Annotated in this window: 20 protein-coding genes and 1 pseudogene; 14 read left to right on the forward strand and 7 right to left on the reverse strand. The window is 60.2% G+C overall.

Going from position 1 to position 22,517, the window contains the following annotated elements; genetic code table 11:
* Positions 1–210 precede the first annotated feature (210 nt).
* Positions 211–1,317, reverse strand: coding sequence for an agmatine deiminase (gene aguA / locus ACQY47_RS13140; protein WP_428557216.1), 1,107 nt, complete (start codon positions 1,315–1,317; stop codon positions 211–213).
* A 306-nt stretch (positions 1,318–1,623) separates the two neighbouring features.
* Here aguA and rfbB point away from each other — a divergent pair, with 306 nt between their 5' ends.
* The 5 genes and pseudogenes from rfbB to ACQY47_RS13165 all read left to right on the forward strand — a co-directional run bounded on the left by rfbB (position 1,624) and on the right by ACQY47_RS13165 (position 6,718).
* On the forward strand, positions 1,624–2,706 hold the full coding sequence (rfbB, locus tag ACQY47_RS13145; protein WP_138450815.1) for a dTDP-glucose 4,6-dehydratase: 1,083 nt from the start codon (positions 1,624–1,626) through the stop codon (positions 2,704–2,706).
* 88 nt (positions 2,707–2,794) lie between these two features.
* Positions 2,795–2,989 (forward strand): annotated as a pseudogene (locus tag ACQY47_RS13150) (dTDP-4-dehydrorhamnose 3,5-epimerase family protein); the annotation flags it as partial.
* Positions 2,990–3,054: 65 nt separating this feature from the next.
* Entirely contained in the window at positions 3,055–4,863 is a 1,809-nt protein-coding gene (locus tag ACQY47_RS13155; RefSeq protein ID WP_017135388.1) for a sensor histidine kinase, read from the forward strand.
* Positions 4,860–6,245 carry a sigma-54-dependent transcriptional regulator gene (locus ACQY47_RS13160; protein ID WP_017135387.1) on the forward strand — a complete coding sequence of 462 codons (1,386 nt, stop codon included), beginning with the start codon at positions 4,860–4,862 and terminating at the stop codon, positions 6,243–6,245. Before ACQY47_RS13155 ends, ACQY47_RS13160 begins: the two co-directional genes overlap by 4 nt.
* Before the next feature lie 17 nt (positions 6,246–6,262).
* A complete protein-coding gene (locus tag ACQY47_RS13165; protein ID WP_428557217.1) occupies positions 6,263–6,718 on the forward strand; it encodes a thioesterase domain-containing protein in 456 nt (151 codons plus the stop codon).
* A 128-nt stretch (positions 6,719–6,846) separates the two neighbouring features.
* On the opposite strand, the gene cysQ is transcribed toward ACQY47_RS13165, so the two are convergent.
* Together cysQ and nudE are read right to left on the reverse strand one after the other, a co-directional pair.
* The gene (gene cysQ, locus ACQY47_RS13170; protein ID WP_017135385.1) at positions 6,847–7,683 is read right to left on the reverse strand and encodes a 3'(2'),5'-bisphosphate nucleotidase CysQ; all 837 of its coding nucleotides are present in this window, start codon (positions 7,681–7,683) and stop codon (positions 6,847–6,849) included.
* Entirely contained in the window at positions 7,680–8,246 is a 567-nt protein-coding gene (gene nudE, locus ACQY47_RS13175) for an ADP compounds hydrolase NudE (protein ID WP_017135384.1), read from the reverse strand. The genes cysQ and nudE overlap by 4 nt, the downstream gene beginning before the upstream one ends.
* 87 nt (positions 8,247–8,333) lie before the next feature.
* Between nudE and yrfG the strand changes: the two genes are divergently transcribed.
* The gene (yrfG, locus tag ACQY47_RS13180) at positions 8,334–8,996 is read left to right on the forward strand and encodes a GMP/IMP nucleotidase (RefSeq protein ID WP_428557218.1); all 663 of its coding nucleotides are present in this window, start codon (positions 8,334–8,336) and stop codon (positions 8,994–8,996) included.
* Positions 8,997–9,150: 154 nt separating this feature from the next.
* On the opposite strand, the gene lysM is transcribed toward yrfG, so the two are convergent.
* Entirely contained in the window at positions 9,151–9,591 is a 441-nt protein-coding gene (gene lysM, locus ACQY47_RS13185; protein ID WP_138453661.1) for a peptidoglycan-binding protein LysM, read from the reverse strand.
* 234 nt (positions 9,592–9,825) lie between these two features.
* Here lysM and fdhD point away from each other — a divergent pair, with 234 nt between their 5' ends.
* The 3 genes from fdhD (at position 9,826) to ACQY47_RS13200 (ending at position 13,816) form a co-directional block, all read left to right on the forward strand.
* Positions 9,826–10,665 carry a formate dehydrogenase accessory sulfurtransferase FdhD gene (gene fdhD / locus ACQY47_RS13190; protein ID WP_428557219.1) on the forward strand — a complete coding sequence of 280 codons (840 nt, stop codon included), beginning with the start codon at positions 9,826–9,828 and terminating at the stop codon, positions 10,663–10,665.
* The gene (locus tag ACQY47_RS13195; protein ID WP_170039542.1) at positions 10,662–13,010 is read left to right on the forward strand and encodes an FdhF/YdeP family oxidoreductase; all 2,349 of its coding nucleotides are present in this window, start codon (positions 10,662–10,664) and stop codon (positions 13,008–13,010) included. Before fdhD ends, ACQY47_RS13195 begins: the two co-directional genes overlap by 4 nt.
* 326 nt (positions 13,011–13,336) lie before the next feature.
* Positions 13,337–13,816 (forward strand): YMGG-like glycine zipper-containing protein, encoded by a 480-nt coding sequence (locus ACQY47_RS13200; RefSeq protein ID WP_017135379.1) that lies wholly within the window; start codon positions 13,337–13,339, stop codon positions 13,814–13,816.
* A 157-nt stretch (positions 13,817–13,973) separates the two neighbouring features.
* On the opposite strand, the gene ACQY47_RS13205 is transcribed toward ACQY47_RS13200, so the two are convergent.
* Both ACQY47_RS13205 and ACQY47_RS13210 read right to left on the reverse strand, forming a co-directional pair.
* The gene (locus ACQY47_RS13205) at positions 13,974–14,405 is read right to left on the reverse strand and encodes an acyl-CoA thioesterase (RefSeq protein ID WP_428557220.1); all 432 of its coding nucleotides are present in this window, start codon (positions 14,403–14,405) and stop codon (positions 13,974–13,976) included.
* Between the two features lie 23 nt (positions 14,406–14,428).
* A complete protein-coding gene (locus ACQY47_RS13210) occupies positions 14,429–16,366 on the reverse strand; it encodes a RecQ family ATP-dependent DNA helicase (RefSeq protein WP_428557221.1) in 1,938 nt (645 codons plus the stop codon).
* A gap of 163 nt (positions 16,367–16,529) precedes the next feature.
* Between ACQY47_RS13210 and ACQY47_RS13215 the strand changes: the two genes are divergently transcribed.
* The 5 genes from ACQY47_RS13215 to ACQY47_RS13235 all read left to right on the forward strand — a co-directional run bounded on the left by ACQY47_RS13215 (position 16,530) and on the right by ACQY47_RS13235 (position 20,904).
* A complete protein-coding gene (locus ACQY47_RS13215) occupies positions 16,530–17,567 on the forward strand; it encodes a S8 family serine peptidase (protein WP_428557222.1) in 1,038 nt (345 codons plus the stop codon).
* Between the two features lie 535 nt (positions 17,568–18,102).
* Positions 18,103–18,624, forward strand: coding sequence for a hypothetical protein (locus tag ACQY47_RS13220; RefSeq protein WP_239694285.1), 522 nt, complete (start codon positions 18,103–18,105; stop codon positions 18,622–18,624).
* On the forward strand, positions 18,624–19,256 hold the full coding sequence (locus ACQY47_RS13225) for a DUF1493 family protein (RefSeq protein ID WP_225933021.1): 633 nt from the start codon (positions 18,624–18,626) through the stop codon (positions 19,254–19,256). The genes ACQY47_RS13220 and ACQY47_RS13225 overlap by 1 nt, the downstream gene beginning before the upstream one ends.
* Before the next feature lie 269 nt (positions 19,257–19,525).
* On the forward strand, positions 19,526–19,882 hold the full coding sequence (locus ACQY47_RS13230) for a DUF1493 family protein (protein WP_017135374.1): 357 nt from the start codon (positions 19,526–19,528) through the stop codon (positions 19,880–19,882).
* A 158-nt stretch (positions 19,883–20,040) separates the two neighbouring features.
* Positions 20,041–20,904: an EamA family transporter gene (locus ACQY47_RS13235; RefSeq protein ID WP_428557223.1), complete on the forward strand. Its 864-nt coding sequence runs from the start codon at positions 20,041–20,043 to the stop codon at positions 20,902–20,904.
* 56 nt (positions 20,905–20,960) lie between these two features.
* Here the strand turns inward: ACQY47_RS13235 and ACQY47_RS13240 are convergent, their stop codons facing one another.
* Positions 20,961–22,502, reverse strand: coding sequence for a phosphoenolpyruvate carboxykinase (locus ACQY47_RS13240; protein ID WP_065930841.1), 1,542 nt, complete (start codon positions 22,500–22,502; stop codon positions 20,961–20,963).
* Between the last annotated feature and the right edge of the window lie 15 nt (positions 22,503–22,517).

Genomic DNA, 22,517 nt, shown 5'->3' on the forward strand with positions numbered 1-22,517 from the left:
AGCGGCTAACTTACTCAAGGTTTGTGACAGAACTGTGCAGTCATCACCTTGGGACACTGTGGCAACACCGATACAAGAGCTATGCCAATGTCCCGTGTTTATAGGCATTCGGACACAAAAAAGCCCGCAACCTAGCCAGGCTGCGGGCTTGCTGCAAGCGCTATAAACAAGTAGCGCTCGGCGTTCACTCAAACGCTGTTACAACCGCACTCAGTTTTTGTGCGGTGCCGGCTGTTGTTGGGTCAGGCAATGGATATTGCCGCCGCCCAGTAACAGTTCACGGCCCGGCACCATCACCACTTCGTGCTGCGGGAACAGGTTCTGCAGGATCTCTTTGGCCTGGCTGTCCAGCGGGTCGTCGAAGCTTGGCGCGATGATACCGCCGTTAGCGATCAGGAAGTTCACGTAGGAGCCCGCCAGGCGCACAGTAGGATTACGCTCCTGCGAGCCGTCTACCGGATCGACACCGGCGCATTCTTCTTCGGTGGCGTACAACGGGCCTGGGATCAGCATTTTATGCACTGTGAACGGGCGGCCTTTAGCGTCCGTGCTGCTTTGCAGCACGGCCATGGCGGCGTGGCAGCGCGCGTAGTTAGGGTCTTGCGGGTCATCGGTCCAGGCCAGCAACACTTCGCCAGGGCGCACGTAGCAGCAGAAGTTATCCACATGGCCGTCGGTTTCGTCGTTGAACAGGCCGTCCGGCAACCAGATGACTTTATCCACCGCCAAATTGTCACGCAGCACCGCTTCGATCGCCGCGCGGTCCAGATGCGGGTTGCGGTTGCGGTTCAACAGGCATTCTTCGGTGGTGATCACGGTGCCTTCGCCGTCGACATGGATCGAACCGCCTTCCAGCACGAAGCCTTCGGTGCGGTAGCGCGGCGCACGTTCGATCTCGAGGATCTTGCCGCCCACCTGCGAATCGCGGCTCCACGGCGCATACAGGCCGCCGTCAAAGCCGCCCCAGGCGTTGAAATCCCAGTTCACGCCGCGCACTTCGCCGCTGTTATTGATCACAAAGGTCGGGCCGGTGTCGCGCACCCAGGCGTCGTCGTTGGACATTTCCACCACGCGGATATTGGGCACATCCAGGCGCGCACGGGCGTTCTCGTACTGGCCGGCAGACACTGCGACGGTCACCGGTTCAAAGCGCGCAATGGCCTTGGCCACCGCCACATGAGCCGCCTGCGCCGGCTTGCCGCCCAGGCGCCAGTTGTCCGGGCGCTCGGGCCAGATCATCCAGGTTTGGGTTTGTGGCGCCCATTCGGCAGGCATGTAGAAGCCATCGGCGCGAGGTGTGCTGTGCAGGGTGGTCATGGCGTTCAGGACTCCGAATGGGGTGAAGGTCGACTTTATAACGGATAAAAATCGGCTTTAGAAGTGATAAAAGATCATAGCCGACAAGTATGACAAGCCTTAGTCGATAACAATCGACTACCTATAGTTGCTCATCGAGCACCTTCGACAACATGTCGACAAAGAAATCCACGCTGCGTTATGGAAACCCAACTCGCGCAGGCGATCAAGGCAACCCTTCTTCACCCGAGTATGCTTGCGCCGCCCCGTTGCGCCACTCAAGCTATGCTCTGGCTTAATCTCTGTCTTGGAAAAAAGGCTCTCTGAATGCGCATTCTCATTACCGGCGGCGCCGGCTTCATCGGTTCTGCCCTGGTTCGTCACTTGATTCAACACACCGAGCACGAAGTGCTCAACCTGGACAAACTCACCTACGCCGGCAACCTGGAGTCACTCACCAGCATCGCCGCCAACAGCCGCTATGAGTTCGTGCAGGCCGACATCATCGACCAGGCCGCCGTCAGCGCCGTGCTGGCGCGCTTTGAGCCGCAGGCCATCATGCACCTGGCCGCCGAGTCGCACGTCGACCGTTCCATTGATGGCCCCTCGGACTTTATCCAGACCAACATCGTCGGCACCTACAGCCTGCTGGAAGCCACCCGCGCCTATTGGCAGACCCTGGAAGAACCGGCCAAGAGCGCGTTCCGTTTCCACCATATTTCCACCGACGAAGTGTACGGCGACCTCCACGGCGTGGATGACTTGTTCACCGAAACCACGCCTTACGCACCCAGCTCGCCGTATTCGGCCAGTAAAGCCGCCTCCGACCACCTGGTCCGCGCCTGGCAGCGCACCTATGGCTTGCCGGTGCTGCTGACCAACTGCTCAAACAACTACGGGCCGTTCCACTTCCCCGAGAAACTGATCCCGCTGGTCATCCTCAACGCCCTCGCCGGCAAGCCACTGCCGGTCTACGGCGACGGCCTGCAGGTCCGCGACTGGCTGTTCGTCGAAGACCACGCCCGCGCCTTGTTGAAAGTGGTCACCGAAGGTGTGGTCGGCGAGACCTACAACATCGGCGGTCACAACGAGCAAAAGAACATCGACGTGGTACGCGGCATCTGCGGCCTGCTCGAAGAACTGGCGCCACAACGCCCGGCCGGTGTGGAGAAGTTCACCGACCTGATCACCTTCGTCAAAGACCGCCCAGGCCACGACCAGCGCTACGCGATCGACGCGAGCAAGATCGAAAACGAGCTGGGCTGGGTTCCGGAAGAAACCTTTGAAACCGGCCTGCGCAAAACCGTGCAGTGGTACCTCGATAACCTGGACTGGTGCCGCAGGGTCCAGGACGGCAGCTATCAAGGCGAGCGCCTGGGCAATACCGACCCAAAAGACCTGATCGCATAAGGTTTTGATCACACGACCTGTTCACCCGGCGAGTGCAACCGATGAGTGTGATCGCTACGGAGTTGCCCGAAGTATTGATCCTCGACCCCATGGTTTTGTGGTGCTCAGCGACTCTGCCGAGTTCCTCTACAAAACCACCGATTACTACACGCCTTCGGCAGAGCGTTGTATTCGCTGGGACGACCCGGAATTCAAGACTGACTGGCAGTTTGAGGGCGCACCGACCTTGTCCGCCAAGGATCAGAACGGCAAGGCATTGGCAGACGCCGATCTGTTTGCATGACCGGCGAGTGCCTTGCACGCCGGCCCTAGGCATAATGCGCCTGTTCCCACAGGCGCATGACTCCCATGACTCCACCCCTCCCGCGTAGACCTCGCTGGCGCAGCCTCGCCTTATTGGCGTTGTGCCTGGCACCGCTGCTGTGGCCGCTGGAGCATCTGGCCGAGCGCTATTACCGCAGCGAACTCGCCGGGCAAAACCGTCAGACCCTCGACCTGTACGTCGCCAACCTCCTCGGCACCCTGCACCGCTATGAAGTGCTGCCGCAGATCCTCGGTGACTTGCCGGCCCTGCGCACCGCGCTGGATGCGCCGCAGGTCAGCGCCAACCTGACCAACGCCAACCTGCTGCTCAAGGACGTTGCCGCCCAGGCCGGGGTGGAAGTGATGTACCTGATGGACACCACCGGCAAGACCCTCGCCGCCTCCAACTGGGACAAGCAGGACAGTTTTGTCGACCGTAACTTCTCGTTCCGGCCCTATTTCAGCGAAGCCATGGCCGGGCGCCTGGGACGGTTTTTCGGCCTGGGCACCACCTCGGCCAAACGCGGCTACTTCTTCGCCGCCGCTGTACGCGATGGCGCCAAAATAATCGGCGTGCTGGTGGTCAAGGTTGACCTGGACCACACCGAAAGTCTATGGGGCAAAACCCCCGAGCAACTGCTGGTGACCGACCACAACGGCGTGGTCATCCTCACCTCACGCCCGCAATGGCGATTCCGGGCGACCCGGCCGCTCACGGCGCAAGAGCGCCAGGCAATCATCGCCATACAGCCCTACCCGACCCGCGACCCGCAACCGCTGGCGTTGAGCACCACGGCATGGCTGCGCCAATCCACGGCCATCGCCGAGACCGGCTGGACCGTGGAAATTCTTGCACCGCGCTCGCTGATCAATCGCCCGGTGCGCACCGTAGTGGCCGTTGGCGGCGCGACGCTGTTGGTGCTGATGTTGCTGCTGGGTTTGATGATGCAGCGCCGTCGCCACTACTTGGAGCGCATCGCCTTCGAAGCCAAGGCCCGCCGCGAACTGGAAGCGCGTGTGATCGAGCGCACCAGCGACCTCGAAGGCCTTAACCGCCGCCTCAAACAGGAGGTGCTGGAGCGTGAGCACGCCCAGCAGGAACTGGTGCGCGCCCAGGATGACCTGGTGCAGGCCGGCAAGCTGTCGGCGCTGGGCACCATGTCGGCGAGTATCAGCCACGAACTCAACCAGCCGCTGGCGGCGATCCGCAGTTACGCGGAAAACGCCGAGATCCTGCTCGACCACGAACGTACCAACGACGCCCGTGGCAATCTCAAGCTGATCAGCGAACTGACCGGGCGCATGGCCTCGATCATCGCGCACTTGCGCGCCTTCGCCCGCCGCGACCGCCACGCCCCGGAAAGCGTAGCCCTGCAACCGGCACTCGACGATGCCCTGGCGTTGCTGGCCAAACGGCGGCGCTCGATGGAAGTCGAGTTGATCCGCGACTTGCCCGAGGCGACCTTGTGGGTGCAAGCCGGCGAAACCCGCCTGCGCCAGGTGCTCGGCAACCTGCTGGCCAACGCCCTCGACGCCCTCACCGAAAAAGGCCCGCCGCGCAAACTGTGGCTGAGTGCCCAAACCACCGAACAGGGCGTCAACCTGTACATTCGCGACAACGGCCCAGGTTTTTGCATGGAAGCCCTGGGCCGCGCCAGCGAGCCGTTCTACACCACCAAGACCCGCACCCAGGGTTTGGGGTTGGGCCTGGCGATCTGTGACACCTTGATGCGTGCCTTTGGCGGCGAATTGTTGTTCGCCAACCACAAGGAAGGTGGCGCACTGTTAACCCTGAAATTGCGTGCCGGCTCGCCGGGCGTGAGTCTGCAACCGTCCGAGGACCGCAGTGTATGAGTATCGATAACCAGATCCAGGTGGTGTTGATCGACGACGATCCACACTTGCGTCAGGCTCTGTGCCAGACCCTGGACCTGGCCGGGCTGAAAGTCCTGACCCTGGGCGAAGCCACGGGCCTCACGGCGCGCCTGTCCCGCGATTGGCCGGGCGTGGTGGTCAGCGATATCCGCATGCCCGGCATGGACGGCCTGGAGCTGCTGGCTGAACTGCACGGCCAGGACCCGGACCTGCCGGTGCTGCTGATAACCGGCCACGGCGATGTGCCGCTGGCGGTGCAGGCCATGCGCGCCGGGGCCTATGACTTCCTCGAAAAACCGTTCGCCAGTGATGCCCTGCTCGACAGCGTGCGCCGCGCGTTGGCTTTGCGCCGCCTGGTGCTGGATAACCGCAGCCTGCGCCTGGCCCTCAGTGATCGCCAGCAACTGAGCACGCGCCTGGTCGGGCATTCGCCGCAGATGCTGCGCTTGCGCGAGCAGATCGGCGCCCTGGCGGCAACCCGCGCCGATGTGTTGATCCTCGGCGAAACCGGCGCCGGCAAAGAAGTGGTGGCCCGCGCCCTGCATGACCTGTCGAGCCGCCGCAGTGGGCCTTTTGTGGCGATAAACGCCGGTGCCCTGGCAGAATCGGTGGTCGAAAGCGAACTGTTCGGCCATGAGCCGGGCGCCTTTACCGGCGCGCAGAAACGCCGCATCGGCAAGTTCGAGTTCGCCAATGGCGGCACGCTGTTCCTCGATGAAATCGAAAGCATGAGCCTGGATGTGCAGGTCAAATTGCTGCGTTTGTTGCAGGAGCGAGTGGTCGAGCGTCTGGGTGGCAATCAGCTGATCCCGCTGGATATCCGCATCATCGCCGCCACCAAGGAAGACCTGCGCCAGTCCGCCGACCAGGGACGCTTCAGGGCCGACTTGTACTACCGTCTCAACGTCGCGCCGCTGCGCATTCCGCCACTGCGCGAGCGGGGTGAAGACGCACTGATGTTGTTCCAGCATTTTGCCGACGAAGCCAGCAGTCGCCACGGCCTGCCGTTGCACGAGCTGCAACCGGGCCAACGTGCCCTGCTGTTGCGCCACAGCTGGCCGGGCAATGTGCGCGAACTGCAAAATGCAGCCGAGCGCTTTGCCCTTGGGCTCGAACTGGCACTGGACGCCACGGCGGACAACCCCGCCGCGGGCGTGCTGACGTCAACCTCTGGCGGTTTGAGCGATCAGGTCGAGCAGTTCGAAAAAAGCCTGATCGCCGCCGAGCTGACCCGCCCCCACAGCTCGGTGCGCAGCCTCGCCGAAGCCCTGGGCATCCCGCGCAAAACCCTGCACGACAAACTGCGCAAGCACGGCCTGAACTTCGCCGACAGCGCCAGCCACAGCGCCGACGACGAATGACCCGCCAAGAGACCGCCATGAACCGCGACAGCCGCTACCTGGAATCGATCCTTCACCACGACATCCCCCTCACCCGGGAAATGGGCCTCAAGGTGCTCGGCTGGCAACACAGCCAACTGCAGCTGCACCTGCCCTTACAGGCCAATATCAACCACAAGAGCACCATGTTTGGCGGCAGCCTCTATTGCGGCGCCGTATTGGCGGGTTGGGGTTGGCTACACCTGAAACTGCGCGAAGAAGGTGTCGAAGACGGGCATATCGTGATTCAGGAAGGACAGATCAGTTATCCACTGCCTGTGACTCAGGATGCGATCGCTATTTGCGCGGCGCCGGAAGACAAGGTGTGGAAGCGCTTTGTGGCGACATACAAACGCTATGGCCGGGCGCGGTTGGCGTTGGAGACGTGGATTGTGAATGAGGGCAGTGAAGAACGAGCAGTCAACTTTACTGGCCAATACGTCCTGCACCGCTAACCGTCACAACACAAAACCAACTGTGGGAGCTGGCTTGCCTGCGATAGCGGTCTTACAGTCACCTCATTAGTGACTGATCTACCGCTATCGCAGGCAAGCCAGCTCCCACATTTTGACCTGTTGTGGCCTCAAGAACGGGCCAGGGTCAGCAGGCGCTCGCGCCACGCTGCCTTGGCCGGCAACGCCAGAAAGAACGGGTTTAACAACGAAGCCCGCGCCGGATAGCTGAACGGCGCGCCACTCAACTCCAACACTTCACCCCCCGCCCCTTCCAGCACACCCTGGGCTGCGGCAGTGTCCCACTGCGACGTCGGCGCCAGACGCGGGTAGCAATCGGCACTGCCTTCGGCCAACAGGCAGAACTTCAGCGAGCTGCCAATATTCGCCAATTTCAGCTCACCCAAACCTTCGCTCAAGCCACTGAGCAAGCGTTCCTGTTCCGGGCTGCTATGGCGGCGGCTGGCAACCACGGTAAACGCCTCGCCGGCCGCTGGGGTCTGGCGTACCTGGATCTGCTTGGGCGCCTCACTCACGTCCGAGCGCCACGCGCCCAGGCCCGCGCCACCGAAGTAGCAACGGCCACTGGTGGGCATCGACACCACGCCAAACACCACGCGGCCTTGCTCGATCAACGCAATGTTGACGGTAAATTCTTCGCTGCCGGAAATAAACTCCTTGGTGCCATCCAGCGGGTCCACCAACCACCAGCGCTGCCAGCCGGCACGCACGTTCTGGTCGATATCGGCGTCTTCTTCGGACAGCACCGGGATGCTCGGGTCCAGAGCGGTAAGGCCCGCCAGGATCAGATGGTGAGCCGCCAGGTCGGCCGCCGTCACCGGTGAATCATCCGCCTTGGCGGTGACCGCTACGTCCGCACGCCAATACGGCAGGATGACTTCACCTGCCTGGCGTGCCAGCTCGATCACAGGGGCAATAAACGGATGGCCTAAAAACAGTTCGCTCATGCGACAAAAGCTCCACGCTGGGTCAACAGGTCTCGTACCAAATACAGGGCCGCCAATGCACGGCCTTCACTGAACTGCTCGTTTTGCGCCAGCATCGACAGCTCGCGCAGGTTGACGCGCTCCACACGCATGGGCTCAGGTTCATCGCCTTCCAGGCGCTCTTCATACAGCTCGGTGGCCAGCACCACCTGGATTTTCTGGCTCATATAGCCAGGCGACAAGGACAGTTCGGTAATGTGCTCCAACTGGCGCGCGCCATAACCGGCCTCCTCCTTGAGCTCGCGGTTGGCCGCCGCCAGTACGTCCTCGCCGGGTTCGATCAGGCCCTTGGGCAACGACAATTCATATTCGTCGGTACCGCCGCAGTACTCTTCCACCAGCAACGCGTGGTCGGCATCGATCATCGCCACGATCATCACCGCGCCGTAACCGGCACCGCGGCCTACCAGGCGCTCGTAGGTCCGTTCTACGCCATTGGAAAAGCGCAATTGCACTTCCTCCACGCGGAACAAACGGCTACTGGCGACTATTTCGCGGGCGAGGACGGTGGGTTTCTGGCGCATAAGCGGCTCCTTGGCGTGATCGGGTTACTATACCGTGGCTTTTCCGATTGTCTGTGTCGGATATCTTTACTTACATGAGAACGCCCCATGCCCTCTTTGCCCTGGCACGCCATCGACACCGTCCTGCTGGACATGGACGGCACCTTGCTCGACCTGCACTTCGACAACCACTTCTGGATGGAGCACCTGCCCCAGCGCTACGCGCAACTGCACGGCGTGAGCCGGGCCATGGCCGACATGGAGTTGCAGCCGCTGTTCGAGCGTAACGCCGGACAGTTGCAATGGTATTGCCTGGATTTCTGGAGTGCCGAGCTGAACATTCCGGTGCGCGAACTCAAACTGGAAACCGCCCACCTGATCGCCCTGCGCCCGGACGCGGACACCTTTCTGGCGGCAATCAAACAGGCCGGCAAGCGTGTGATTTTGATCACCAACGCCCATCGTGATTCGCTGTCATTGAAGTTGGAGCGCATTGAACTGGCGCCGTATTTCGAGCGGTTGATCAGTTCCCACGACTACGGTTTCGCCAAGGAACACCGGCAATTCTGGGATGCGTTGCAAGCCGACATCCAGTTCGACCCGTCCCGCAGCCTGTTTATTGATGACACCTTGCCGATCCTGCGCAGTGCGCGCGAGTTTGGCGTGGGGCATTTGCTGGCGGTCAAAGAGCCGGACAGTAAGAAAGGGCCAAAGGACACAGGGGAGTTTGCGGCAGTCGATGATTACCGAGATCTGATTGCCGGGCTCTAATGTAAATGTGGGAATGTGAATGTGGGAGCTGGCCAGTGTGGGAGCTGGCTTGCCTGCGATTGCATCACCGCGGTGTGACTGACACACCGCGCTGCCTGCATCGCGGGCAAGCCCGGCTCCCACACAAAGCTGCTCCCACAGTTAGCTCTGTGTGTTACTCAGGAATACGCAGTACTTGCCCTGGGTAAATTTTGTCCGGGTGCGACAACAACGGCTTGTTGGCCTCAAAGATTTTTTGGTATTTGTTGGCATCGCCATATTCGCGCTTGGAAATAGCGCTGAGCGTGTCACCTTTTGCAACGGTGACAAAACGGGCGGCTGCCGCGGCCGGGCCAGTCACGGTGATCTGGTCATCCACACTGCCAACACCGGCGATATTGCCCGCAGCCAGGATGATTTTCTCTTTCTCTTCCTGAGTGGCAACTTCACCTTTAACGGTGACTTTGTCGCCCTCAACGGTTGCGGTGATGTTCGGATTTCCGAGCCCTACCTTGCTGATGTGATCCTTCAGCTCATCGCTCGCATTGGCGTTACCCGGCGTCAACAGGTCAATCAACTTCTCGCCTGCTTCCTTAACAAAGCTAAAAATACTCATGGTGCGCTCTCCTTGGGGTTTAAGTTCCAGATGCCCAAGACTAGACCAGTCCTGCAGTCTTGGGTTCCAGGCACGCCAAAGACCCAAACACGCTAGCCTGCGCGCTGGCAGGAATAAGCCCGCAACACGCGCCTTGATCGACGCCATCTATCAATAGATCAGTACAGCCGATTAGACGCGACCCTTTGTCGCGCCTAGTCTAAACATTGATCATTCCCTCGGTGGTACTGCCCCATGAACGCCAAGCGCCCAGTCTGCGCGGCGCCTGCCCTCGAAACGCCAGCGCCAGCCGCCAGCCAGAGCTACCAGTTTTGCAATCTGGAACACACGGAAGTAGCCAGCACTGCATTGGCCGAAGAAGTGGCGTTGGCGATTGCCTACAACGACATCAGCCAGGCGGTGATGCTGGTGACGCCCACCGACCTGGAAGACTTTATCGTCGGCTTCAGCATCGGCAGCGGCATTATCGCCGACGTTAGCGATATTTATGATCTAAAACTCAGCGGCACGGGCTCTGCCCAATACGCTCACGTACAGATTTCCAGCCGCGCCTTCTGGAACCTCAAGCAGCAACGCCGCCAGTTGGCCGGCACCAGCGGCTGCGGCCTGTGCGGCGTAGAGGCCGTAGAACAAGCCTTGCCGGACCTGCAAGTGCTGCCCGGTGCGCCCTTGCCGCCCGCCGAATGGCTCGACGGCCTGCGCCAACGCATCAGCGCGTTTCAGCCCCTGGGCCAGTACAGCGGCGCGGTGCATGCGGCGATCTTTATGAATAACCAGGGCGAGTTGCTGATGGGCCGCGAAGACATCGGCCGACATAACGCCCTGGATAAATTGATCGGCGCGCTGATCCGCCAAAAAATTCCGACCGACGGCGGCCTGGCCATTGTCACCAGCCGCTGCAGCCTCGAATTGATCCAGAAAGTCTTGCGCGCAGGCATCCAGACCCTGGTCAGCCTGTCGTCGCCCACCGGCCTGGCCCTGCAATGGGCGCGCCGGCACAACCTCAATCTCATCCACCTGCCGCAGAAAAGTGCGCCGCGGGTCTACAGCCCTGCGATGGAGAACCAGCCATGAGCCTGCATCACCAAGCCGACCAAACCCCGACTCCGCGCTACAAGCCTTACAAAGGCCCGGCCGGCGGCTGGGGTGCACTGATCAGCGTGGCGCAGGCCTGGCTGACCAGCGACAACGCCATGAAAAACCTGCGCATGATGCTCAAGACCAACCAGAACGGCGGTTTCGACTGCCCTGGCTGCGCCTGGGGCGACTCGCCGGAAAGCGGCATGGTCAAGTTCTGCGAGAACGGCGCCAAGGCGGTCAACTGGGAAGCCACCAAGCGCCGTGTGGACGCGGCCTTCTTCGCCAAGCACAGCGTGACTGCACTGCTGGAGCAGAGTGACTACTGGCTGGAATACCAGGGCCGCCTGACCGAGCCGATGCGCTACGACGCCGAGACCGATCGCTATAAAGCCATCAGCTGGGATGCCGCCTTTGACCTGATCGGCAAGCACCTCAACGCCCTGCCAAGCCCGGACATGGCCGAGTTCTACACCTCGGGCCGGGCCAGCAACGAAGCGGCGTACCTGTACCAGCTGTTTGTGCGTGCCTACGGCACCAACAATTTCCCGGACTGCTCGAACATGTGCCACGAAGCCAGCGGCGTCGCCCTGGCGCAAAGCGTGGGCGTAGGCAAAGGCACCGTGACCTTTGATGACTTCGAACATGCCGATGCGATTTTCGTCTGGGGCCAGAACCCCGGCACCAACCACCCGCGCATGCTTGAGCCGCTGCGCGAAGCGGTAAAACGTGGCGCCCAGGTGGTGTGCATCAACCCGCTCAAAGAGCGTGGCCTGGAACGCTTCCAGCACCCGCAACACCCGCTGGAAATGCTCACCAACGGCGACAAACCGACCAACACCGCGTACTTCCGCCCGGCACTGGGTGGCGACATGGCCATCCTGCGCGGCATGGCCAAGTTCCTGCTGCTGTGGGAACGCCAGGCCCAGGCCGAAGGCAAAGAGGCGGTGTTCGACCACGACTTCCTCAATGAACACAGCGTCAACGTGCTGGAGTACCTGGGCCAGATCGACGACACCCCATGGGATGAAATCGTCGCGCAGTCCGGCCTCACCCTGGTCGAGATCGAGCAAGCGGCGCGCATGTACGCCAAAGGCAAAAACGTGATCATGTGCTGGGCGATGGGCATTACCCAGCATCGCCATTCGGTGCCGACCATCCAGGAAATCGCCAACCTGATGCTGCTGCGCGGCAACATCGGCCGTCCAGGCGCCGGGCTGTGCCCGGTGCGCGGCCACAGTAACGTGCAGGGCGACCGCACCATGGGCATCAACGAACGCCCGCCGGTGGCGTTTTTGGATTCGCTGGAGCGCCGCTTCCAGTTCCAGGTGCCGCGTACCAATGGCCACAACGTGGTCGAAGCGATCCACGCCATGCTCGAAGGCCGTTCCAAGGTGTTTATCGGCCTGGGCGGCAACTTCGCCCAAGCCACGCCAGACAGCCCGCGCACCTTTGAAGCCCTGCGCAGCTGCGACCTGACCGTGCAGATCAGCACCAAGCTCAACCGCAGCCACCTGATGCACGGCAAAGACGCGCTGATCCTGCCGTGCCTGGGCCGTACCGACATCGATATCCAGGCCGACGGCCCGCAAGCCGTGACAGTGGAAGACTCGTTCAGCATGGTGCACGGCTCCAATGGCCAGCTGCAGCCGCTGTCGAAGCTGATGAAGTCCGAGCCGGCGATTCTGGCCGGGATTGCCGCCGCCACGTTGGGCAGCAAGCCGGTGGACTGGAACTGGCTGGTGGCCGACTACGGGCGCATCCGCGACTTGATCGCCGATACCATCCCAGGCTTCAAGGACTTCAACGAACGCATCAAACACCCAGGCGGTTTCTACCTGGGCAACTCCGCCGGCGCACGCCGCTGGAACACGCCGTCGGGCCGCGCCAATTTCCGTCCGAACGTGCTGCCCAAAGACCTGATCCACGAACGCACCCACGCCACAGGGCGGGTGCCGGACCTGATCATGCAATCGATGCGTTCCCACGATCAGTACAACACCACCATTTATGGCCTGGACGACCGCTACCGTGGGGTCAAAGGCCAGCGTGACGTGCTGTTCGTCAACGAAGCCGACATCATCCGCCTGGGCTTCAAGCCGGGTCAGAAGGCTGACATTGTGTCGCTGTGGGAAGATGGCCGCGAGCGCCGCGTGAAGGGCTTTACCTTGCTGGCGTTTGATATTCCGGCGGGCCAGGCGGCGGCGTACTACCCGGAAGTGAACCCGCTGGTGCCGCTGGAAAGCACCGGGGATGGCAGCCATACGCCGACGTCGAAGTTCGTCGCGATTTGCCTGGAAGCGGCGAGCGACAGTGGCTTGATCATGGCCCGTTCAGCCTAAGCAGAGCCCATCGTGGCGAGGGCGCTTGCTCCCGCTCGGGTGCGTAGCGCCCGTAATAATGTTGGGGTCGCTGCGCAACCCAGCGCGAGCTTGCTCCCTCGCCACAAGAGAACAATGCCGGCAGTTTTACTCAGGCACAAAAAAAGCCGCTTTTGCATAAAAGCGGCCCTTCCGAAGTAGCTAAAGACTCACAAAATAGACTTAAGTTCCCTATACAAAACAGCAACTTAGCGAATTGTATACAACCTCTACCGCCGGTCGGTTTTCGATTGTCAGCGCCTCGATACAACCTCAGGATCGCGCCGTCATCCTCTTGAGGTCTCTCTATGAAGTTCTCCTCGATTCTCTTGTTGTCCCTTGGCCTGGTCAGTGGCGCAGCCATGGCCGGTGGCACCACCGAAGCCGGTGTGGGCGGCGCATTGGGCGGGGTTCTAGGTTCGGTTGTCGGCCAGCAGTTGGGCGGCAACACAGGTTCCACCATCGGCGCAGCCCTGGGTGGCGCAGGCGGCAGTGCGGTGGGTGCCGATAGACGCAGCCGTGGCGAAGCCGCCATTGGTGGCGCACTGGGCGCAGCCGGCGGCAACGTCGTGGGCCGCAGCATGGGCGGCAGCACCGGCGCACTGGTCGGCTCAGCAGCCGGCGGTGGTGCAGGTGGCGCGCTGGGCAACTACATGGGCAACAAGAGCGATGACGACGACCGCCGCTACCGCGGGCGTGACAACCGTCGTTACGATCGAGATGACCACCGTGGACGCGGGCATGCCTATGGGCATCGCAAGAACAAGCATCACTACCGTCATCGGTAAGTTCTAAAGAACACAGCTGGCCCCCTGTGGGAGCTGGCTTGTCGGGTCGCCGCATCGCTGCGATAGCGGTGGGTCAGGGTTAGATGTGCGTCCTGACCCACCGCTATCGCAGGCAAGCCAGCTCCCACATTTGATTTTCATTGCATGAAAAAGGGCCTCAAACCACCAACCGCTCCAACGCCTCGCGCAACTTCCCCGCAATCGCCACCGGCTGGTTCGACGCCCGATCCACAAACACATGCACAAAGCGCCCCGCCGCACAGGCTTCAACCTCGCCGGCCTTGAACACCGCCAACTCATATTGCACCGAGCTGTTACCGAGTTTGCCCACGCGCAGGCCGATGTCGAGGCGATCCGGAAACGCGATCGAGGCGAAATAATCGCACGCCGAACTCACCACAAACCCCACCACCTCACCGTCATGAATATCCAGCCGACCTTCTTCAATCAGGTAGGTATTCACCGCCGTGTCGAAAAAGCTGTAGTAGGTGACGTTGTTCACATGGCCATACACATCGTTGTCGTGCCAACGCGTGATGATCGGCTGGAAGTGACGGTAATCGGCGCGTTGCGGCATTGAGTCAGGCATGGGCGGTTCTCTGGAAAGTGGGTTTACAAGTCATTCAGGTGGGCTTGCGCCCACTCACGCACCTCGGCGTAAGGGTAATCCTCCAGCGCCGCAAACCCCGGTATGGCCCGCGCCTTCAGCTTGGTAAACAGCGGCACGCTGATACCGCCGAGAAACCGCGTCAGCCGTTCCGCTTCTGGCAGGTTCATGGTGTGCTCATGATGCCTGTGGATAAAATCACCGCACAGCTCCATGAAGTTTTTATCCACAAGTGGCGGCAAACTCGGCGGCGGCGGCAAATGTGCGACATGGCCGTGGCAAACCGAACAATGCCCGCAGCGTTGAGGGGCATTTTCATCGCCAAAGTACTTGGCCAGGCGCTGCCCCAGGCAATGCTCGGTAGCAAAAAGCTCAAGCATGGCGTGGATCCGTGCCACTTCCGTCACTTCATGGTGCTTGAAGCCTGTGTATAACTCGGCGCTCAGCACCCGCGGATCAAAGTCGGTATCGAGCAGGCTGTAGACCTCGGTCATCTGCTTGCTTTCCAGCTCGATCAGACCCTGCTCCTGGAAGTAATCCAGCGCCTTCACCACACGGCTGCGCTCGGCATTGTGCTGTTGGTACAGCGCATCGAAATCCACCGTCGCCCAGGTTTTGGCGCGTTTACACACCTGGATGATCGCCGCGACAAACTGCTGCCGCTCGCCGGAAAACCGCGCCAGCAACGCCTCGGGTTCGATCAGGTATTTGAAGCGGTATTCGGCGTAAAACGCATAGCGCGGTGCGATCACACCCTTGAGTTCCAACTGCACCAGCAGCGTCTTGAGCGGCAGCTCGCGGATGTTGCTGTGGTCCGACAGCGACCTCAGCAGGAACTCCCACTGGCCTTCGCTTCGCGCCGCTTGCAACTCCTCCAGTACACGGCGAATGCCCTCCTGCTCCGGTGTGTCGCCATACACAAAATTTTCCAGCACATTGAGGCTGTCACGGTTGGCCAGCACCAGGCAGTCGGACGGCTGCCCGTCACGCCCGGCGCGGCCGATTTCCTGGCTGTAGTTCTCGATAGACTTGGGCAGGTCGAAGTGCACCACGTTGCGAATATCACTCTTGTCGATGCCCATGCCGAACGCGATGGTGGCAACAATGCAATTGGAGCGCCCGCCCATGAAACGCTGTTGGATACCTTCGCGTTTATCGTGGGGCAACCCGGCGTGATACGCCTCGGCCTGGATGCCATTGCGGTTCAGGTGTTCGGCAATCTGCTCGGCGGTTTTTTGCAACGTGACGTAAACGATGCTCGGCTGATTGGCCCGCGCGCTCATCCACTCGACCAAGCGCCGGCGTTTGTCGTGGCCGCTCACCGGCTCTACCAACAAGTTGAGATTGGGCCGGTAGAAGCCCGTGGTGATCACATCATCCGGCGCAATGGCGAACTTGGCCTGCATGTCGGCAATCACCTTGGGCGTGGCTGTAGCCGTCAGCAGCAACGCTTGTGGGATATTGAACTGGCGCTGGTAGTCCGGCAGCTTCAGATAGTCCGGGCGGAAGTTGTGGCCCCATTCGGAAATACAGTGCGCCTCATCCACCACCAACAAGGAAATCTGCACGCTTTGCAGGAAGTTACGGAAGCGCTCGTTCTTTAAGCGCTCCACGGAAATCATCAAAATCTTCAACTCACCCGAACGCGCGCGGGCCATCACCTCATTGGCATCTTCACGGCTCTGCGCCGAATCGATACTGCCAGCACAAATGCCATGGCGTTGCAGGAAACCCAACTGGTCCTGCATCAGCGCCAACAGCGGCGACACCACCAGCGTCAGGTGCGGCAACAGCACCGCCGACAGCTGATAACACAAAGACTTGCCCGAGCCGGTGGGGAAAATAGCCGCAGCCGAACGACCGGCCAGCACCGCGCTGATCGCGGCCTCCTGGCCCAAACGAAACTGTGGGTAACCAAAGACCTGTTGGAGGGTGTTGTGCATAAGCTGTCACTCCGTTGACCGCTGAACGAGTCAAAAACATAGACCAGCGATCGGTAAACGGTCGGGGATAAACGCTACAAACTGATACAGAGAAAACCAGCAAGACCGCGCAAAAATGCAGACAGTAGCACGCTTGATTACAAGCCCCGACAAGGAGTCGTGAATGTCTCGCATGCCACCGTTTTCTTTGCTCCTCGCAATGCCCTTTCTGCTGATGGGCTGTGCAACGCCGCCGAAACCCACCTCCGAGCAACTGGCCGTGCATGCCTTTGAAACGCCCGAATACTTCGCCGCAAATGCACTGCCCATCGTCAAGGCATCCACCCTCTATGCGCGTGGCGGCACTGGCCAAGGCGTGAAAGTGGCGCTGATAGACTCAGGCCTCAACAGTGAATTACCTGAGTTCCAAGGGCGCTTGGCCGACATCGGTTACGACTTTGTTCGCCAACAGCCTGGCACTGTCGACATCAAGTGCCACGGCACGCAAATGGCCGGTATTCTCGCCGCCAACAAGAACGCTCAAGGCATGCACGGGATCGCCTTCAACGCCCAGTTAATCCCCATGCGCTTCGGCGACGATAAGGAGCCGTTTTATTTCGACAGCGAAATTGCCCAGGGCTGGCGCCTGGCACATGCCCAAGGCGCACGCTTTTTCAGTAACTCCTGGGCAAACCCCATTGAAGCCAACACCAATGAAGTGCCGATCTATGAACGCCTGATGGGCGACTCACTGGAGGCGGCCAAACACCTGGTGGCTGAAGGCGCGGTCTTTGTGTTCTCCACCGGCAACGAGGTCAAACGCGAGCCTCTTGCCGAACCCGGCCTGCCTGCCTTGGTGCCGGAACTGGAAAAAGGTTGGATCGCCGTCATGGCCCTCAAAAATGATGGTAGCGCGATCAACCTCAAGTCCAACTACTGCGGGCTTGCCGCGCGCTGGTGCATTGCCGTACCGGGTGGCGATGGTGGTGCGGGCCTGCTGACGACACAGAAAGATGGCAGCTATGGGCCGACTGCTGGAACTTCCCCGGCCGCCGCGTTGGTCAGCGGCGCCCTGGCGGCATTGCAGAGCCGCTTTCCCGAAATGACCCCGCAGCAGGTTCGCGAACGCTTGCTCAGCACCGCCAATCGGACGGGCATCTATGCCAACAGCGAAGCCTACGGACGCGGGTTGATGGACCTGGATGCGGCTTCGCGTCTGTAGGCTTGGCGATGGCCGTCCCATGAAGCCGTTCTGACTGATCGTTCCTCACGCTCTGCGTGGGAATGCCGCCCGGGACGCTCCGCGTCCCACCTCCGCGCACGGCTTTAAGCTTAGGCATTGGTGACGCAGAGCGTCACGGGAGGCATTCCCACGCAGGAGCGTGGGAACGATCTAACAACGCCCTATATCTGCTGGTGCAGGATGGTTGTGATCTGCTGGAAGCAGCGCAGCACGTTCAACTGCAACCGGCAGTCGACACGCAGCCCCAACCAAGCCAGCCACTGAGCTAAACCTGTGGGAGCCGGGCTTGCCCGCGATGGCGGTGTGTCAGGCAATATTTCCCTGCCTGACACACCGCCATCGCGGGCAAGCCCGGCTCCCACATTGGCTGGGTGTTGCCAAAAAAATCACTGTCAAATCGCAAATGCCGGAAAGCTTTGTGGGAAGCAGACAAACCCCGTGTAGTCCTCTTCCCAAACTGCTTAAAACAGCTATCTCACCCTCTACATAACCTCCCTTCATATGACCGAAACTGGTGACCTCTCAACTGTCCCGGCAAAAACCCGTGAATATCGAAAGGACTCAATACATCGGCCATTACGGCGTCACCTTCACGGTGATTCGCCTTACCGTTTTACCCACCCACAAGCACGCTTTGACAAACCTCTGCTTGCTGGAAGCTGGTACTTCGGCAAACGAAGTGCGCTATCGACTGGTGGATCTCTACGAAAAGATGTTCGCCCGAGATTTGCCTTGCAAGATGACAGTCGCGATCTCCAAGCCACTGACCCGACAACAAGCTGAACTGCTTAACGAACGCGGGACCATCGTCACCTTGCTACTGGCTGGGGCCTTCAGCGTTCCCCTTCACCCGCTTTCGAAACCTGTAGCACGCGTTGTCGGCGTCACAGTGGGTCTATTCACCAAAAACATCATTCGCAGTTATCACGCAGGTGATGTGATCGTCGGAAGTGAAGCTCAGGTAGACGGAGGAATAGGTCCTCAGCGCTCAATGTCTGCAATGGTCATTCAATTTCAGGGAGGAGGGAGACGTTGATGGAATACGTCCAATGGATCATTTTTATCGTGGTGAGCGTTGTCCTGGACAACAAAATGAGGTCCAAAAACCTTAGAAAATATGTCGGTTTATTACTGTTCGCTGTGGGCCTGATCTGCGCAATATGGCTCCCTTACTGGGCACAGGAAGTTCGACTCCCAAGCCTGCCTATAGGTGCGTTGCTATTAGGCTCGGGCCTATATCTGGATCGGCACCGTTATAGCCGAATCAGGTCCTCTCACCCATTGCTCGTCGCCCCCACACTTAACCTGGCAGCCGACTTTCCCGACGACCCCGTCATGCGTCACCTCCTGCAGCTCGTGAATGAAGACGTGGGCCTGCCCAAACATCAAGCTCTCAGCCTCAGCACTTCAATAAATCATGATCTCGGATGCAGCAGCTCTGAGGCTAGAAAATTGATGGCCGCACTGAAGCAAGATTTCGGCATGACGTTCGGAGACTACAGGAGCAATCGCTATTTCAAGCGTCGAGGCTTTGACATGTATTTGAGACATGTGGACAGAGGCAGCAAAGGCAAAATCCCGCTCACCATCGACATGCTCTACCAGGCCGTCAAAGCCAAACGCTGGAACACACGGGCACTCGAAGCAAGGAGATTTCAAGAGTCATGAATATCGTCCTGCAAATAGCCTGTTTCTTTGGTTTTTACCTTTTACTGCATTACCAGATCACTGACTCTATTCTGAGAAAACGCCTTGCAATCACGTGCCTCGTAACCGGCCTGGCATTGACGTTCTTATTACCCTACATGGCAGTAATCCTTAGAATGCCCTTGCTCCCTATCTTCGTATTCTTGATAGGCTTGGCACTCTTCATCACCCGAAACAAATTCCGTCGCCAACGCAATCCTCCCCCCCACCCACTCCTGCGTGCCCCCACCATGAACCTGGCCCCCAACTTCCCCGAAGACCCCGTGATGCAGCAGCTTCTGCAACTGTTGCACGAAGAAATCGGCCTGCCGAAGCACAAGACCCTGCGCCTCGAAACCTCGATCAACCTCGAGCTCGGCTGCGACGGCGCCGAGGCCAAGCAATTGATGGAAGCGATGGAGCAAGAGTTTGCCCTCGACTTGGGCGACTACGATGCTTATCGTTACTTCAAACCGCCGGTGTTCGATGTGTTCCTCAAGCGCCGCGCCAAGGGCCGGGGCGATAAGGTGCCGCTGACCATCGGCATGCTCTACCTGGCGATCAAGACCCATAGTTGGGATACGCAAACCCTGGAAAACTTGAGCTGATCCCAAGACCACCGAATACCGGTGTGGGAGCTGGCTTGCCTGCGATGGCATCACCTCGGTATTACTGACAGACCGAGTCGCCTGAATCGCGGCGGTGCGACGATTCGACAAGCCCGGCTCCCACACTGAAGTTGCTGACACAACGACAAGGACCTTACATGGACGTAATAATGGGCCTGCTGGCCGCCCTGCTCTGGGGCGGCACGGACTTTCTCGTGGGCCTCAACGCCCGAGCCGTCGGCGTTAAACGCGCGGTGTATTTCGGCCAAGCCCTCGGCTTTTTGATCATGACCCTGTTGCTGGTGATCTTCCCGGCCTTCCTGTTCAAATCTCTGAATGCCCCATTGAGCGTCTGGCTCCTGGGCATCACCGCCGCCCTGCTCACCGTCTCCGGCGCGCTGGCGCTGTCCAAGGCCTTCGCCCTGGGCAAAGCCGCCATCGTTGCGCCTTTGGTAACGTCTTACGGCGTAGTCACCACCCTGCTGTCCTGGGCCAGTGGCGAACACATCAACCTGATCCAACTCGGCTGCATCGGCCTGTGCGTAATTGGTGTGATCCTATCCAGCATCCACAAGGACAACGGCACGCCCCACAACAACCCGCGCCAGTCCATCGCCTACGCCATGCTCGCGGCCTTGCTGTATGGCACCAGCTTCTGGCTGCAGGGCCGCTACACATTGCCCGCGCTGGGGCCGATCACCATGTTATGGCTGGGTTACCTGGTGGGCCTGTGCGTGCTGGTGGTGATGGTGCTGAAGATCAAGGACGGCCTGAAGATCCCGCCGTTGAAAAACTGCGCAACCTTGACCGGTGCGAGCCTGATGAACCTCGGCGGGTTCTCGGCGTTTTCCTGGGGCGCGATGACGGGCTCGGTTTCGGTGGTGACGGTGATCAGTACATTGTCCGGTGGGATTGCGGCGATTCTGGGGTATGTGTTTTTCAAGGAGCGGTTGTCGGCGGTGCAGGTGCTGGGCGTTGCATTAGTGCTGGTCGGCGCCGTGGTTTTGCATATCGCCATCTAACCTGTCGCCCACAAAAAAGCCGCCCCGAAGGGCGGCTTTTTCACAACAACCGAACCTTACAACTTAGGCCCGGCCGCCTTGATCGCATCGCTCACTTCAAACTTCTTGAAGTTCTCGATGAACAGACCCGCCAGCGCTTTCGCCGCTTCGTCGTAGGCAGCCTTGTCAGCCCAGGTGTTACGTGGGTTCAACAAGCCGGTATCAACGCCCGGTACGGCCAAAGGCACGTCGAGGTTGATGGTGTCGAGGTGCTCGGTTTCTGCACCGATCAACGCGCCGCTCTGGATCGCCGCGATCACGCCGCGAGTGGTCGGGATGTTGAATCGCTTGCCGACGCCGTAGCCGCCGCCGGTCCAGCCGGTGTTGACCAGGTAAACCTTGGAGCCGAAGCCGCGCACACGCTTGATCAGCAGTTCTGCGTATTCACCGGCTGGGCGTGGGAAGAACGGCGCGCCGAAGCAGGTGGAGAAGGTCGACTTGATGCCGCTGCCCGAACCCATTTCGGTCGAGCCCACCAAAGCGGTGTAGCCGGACAGGAAGTGGTAGGCCGCTTGTTCTTCGCTGAGGATCGAGACGGGCGGCAGTACGCCGGTCAGGTCACAGGTCAGGAAGATCACAGCGTTTGGCTCGCCGCCCAGGTTCTTCTCGGAACGCTTGGCAACGTGCTCCAGCGGGTAGGCGGCGCGGCTATTCTGGGTCAGGCTGACGTTGGTGTAGTCGGCGTGCTTGGCATCGTCGATCACCACGTTTTCGAGCACGGTGCCGTGCTTGATGGCTTTCCAGATTACCGGCTCGTTCTTCTCGGAGAGGTCGATGCACTTGGCATAGCAACCACCTTCGATGTTGAACACCACGCCTTCGCCCCAGCCGTGTTCGTCGTCACCGATCAGGTAACGGCTTTCGTCAGCCGACAGGGTGGTTTTACCGGTGCCCGACAGACCGAAGAACAGAGTCACGTCGCCGGCTTCGCCGATGTTGGCGGCGCAGTGCATTGGCAGCACGTCGGCGGCCGGCAGCAGGAAGTTCTGCACCGAGAACATGGCTTTTTTCATTTCACCGGCGTAACGCATGCCGGCGATCAGCACTTTTTTCTGGGCGAAATTGAGGATCACGCAACCGTCGGAGTTGGTGCCGTCACGCTCTGGCACGCATTCGAAGTTGGCGACGTTAAGCACTTGCCACTCATCACGGCCGGCTGGGTTGTACTGGGCCGGGTTGATGAACAGGCAACGACCGAACAGGTTCTGCCAGGCAGTCTGGGTGGTCATTTTCACGGCCAGGTAGTGGTCTTCTGCAGCCCCTACGTGAACATGGGAAACGAAATGCTCTTGCGCGTTGTTGAATGCCTCGACGCGAGCCCACAGGGCGTCGAACTTGTCGGCCGGGAACTTGCGGTTGATCGGGCCCCAGGCGATTGCGTCCTGGGTGGAAGGCTCTTCAACGATGAAACGGTCAACCGGCGAACGACCGGTGCGGTGACCGGTTTCTACGACCAGCGCGCCAGTATCGGCAAGCACGCCTTCACCGCGCTGCAGGGCTTCTTTGACCAGATCGTCAACACTCAGATCGGTGTATACGGCGTTATTGGCTTGCGTCATGAGGTTCCCCGTCGG

Source organism: Pseudomonas edaphica (genome assembly GCF_965277385.1).
Taxonomy (GTDB): domain Bacteria; phylum Pseudomonadota; class Gammaproteobacteria; order Pseudomonadales; family Pseudomonadaceae; genus Aquipseudomonas; species Aquipseudomonas edaphica.

Excerpts from the sequence above, each read along its gene's own strand:
- aguA (WP_428557216.1), bottom strand. The coding sequence starts at position 1,317 with ATGACCACCCTGCACAGCACACCTCGCGCCGATGGCTTCTACATGCCT.
- rfbB (WP_138450815.1), top strand. The coding sequence starts at position 1,624 with ATGCGCATTCTCATTACCGGCGGCGCCGGCTTCATCGGTTCTGCCCTG.
- ACQY47_RS13155 (WP_017135388.1), top strand. The coding sequence starts at position 3,055 with ATGACTCCACCCCTCCCGCGTAGACCTCGCTGGCGCAGCCTCGCCTTA.
- ACQY47_RS13160 (WP_017135387.1), top strand. The coding sequence starts at position 4,860 with ATGAGTATCGATAACCAGATCCAGGTGGTGTTGATCGACGACGATCCA.
- ACQY47_RS13165 (WP_428557217.1), top strand. The coding sequence starts at position 6,263 with ATGAACCGCGACAGCCGCTACCTGGAATCGATCCTTCACCACGACATC.
- cysQ (WP_017135385.1), bottom strand. The coding sequence starts at position 7,683 with ATGAGCGAACTGTTTTTAGGCCATCCGTTTATTGCCCCTGTGATCGAG.
- nudE (WP_017135384.1), bottom strand. The coding sequence starts at position 8,246 with ATGCGCCAGAAACCCACCGTCCTCGCCCGCGAAATAGTCGCCAGTAGC.
- yrfG (WP_428557218.1), top strand. The coding sequence starts at position 8,334 with ATGCCCTCTTTGCCCTGGCACGCCATCGACACCGTCCTGCTGGACATG.
- lysM (WP_138453661.1), bottom strand. The coding sequence starts at position 9,591 with ATGAGTATTTTTAGCTTTGTTAAGGAAGCAGGCGAGAAGTTGATTGAC.
- fdhD (WP_428557219.1), top strand. The coding sequence starts at position 9,826 with ATGAACGCCAAGCGCCCAGTCTGCGCGGCGCCTGCCCTCGAAACGCCA.
- ACQY47_RS13195 (WP_170039542.1), top strand. The coding sequence starts at position 10,662 with ATGAGCCTGCATCACCAAGCCGACCAAACCCCGACTCCGCGCTACAAG.
- ACQY47_RS13200 (WP_017135379.1), top strand. The coding sequence starts at position 13,337 with ATGAAGTTCTCCTCGATTCTCTTGTTGTCCCTTGGCCTGGTCAGTGGC.
- ACQY47_RS13205 (WP_428557220.1), bottom strand. The coding sequence starts at position 14,405 with ATGCCTGACTCAATGCCGCAACGCGCCGATTACCGTCACTTCCAGCCG.
- ACQY47_RS13210 (WP_428557221.1), bottom strand. The coding sequence starts at position 16,366 with ATGCACAACACCCTCCAACAGGTCTTTGGTTACCCACAGTTTCGTTTG.
- ACQY47_RS13215 (WP_428557222.1), top strand. The coding sequence starts at position 16,530 with ATGTCTCGCATGCCACCGTTTTCTTTGCTCCTCGCAATGCCCTTTCTG.
- ACQY47_RS13225 (WP_225933021.1), top strand. The coding sequence starts at position 18,624 with ATGGAATACGTCCAATGGATCATTTTTATCGTGGTGAGCGTTGTCCTG.
- ACQY47_RS13230 (WP_017135374.1), top strand. The coding sequence starts at position 19,526 with ATGAACCTGGCCCCCAACTTCCCCGAAGACCCCGTGATGCAGCAGCTT.
- ACQY47_RS13235 (WP_428557223.1), top strand. The coding sequence starts at position 20,041 with ATGGACGTAATAATGGGCCTGCTGGCCGCCCTGCTCTGGGGCGGCACG.
- ACQY47_RS13240 (WP_065930841.1), bottom strand. The coding sequence starts at position 22,502 with ATGACGCAAGCCAATAACGCCGTATACACCGATCTGAGTGTTGACGAT.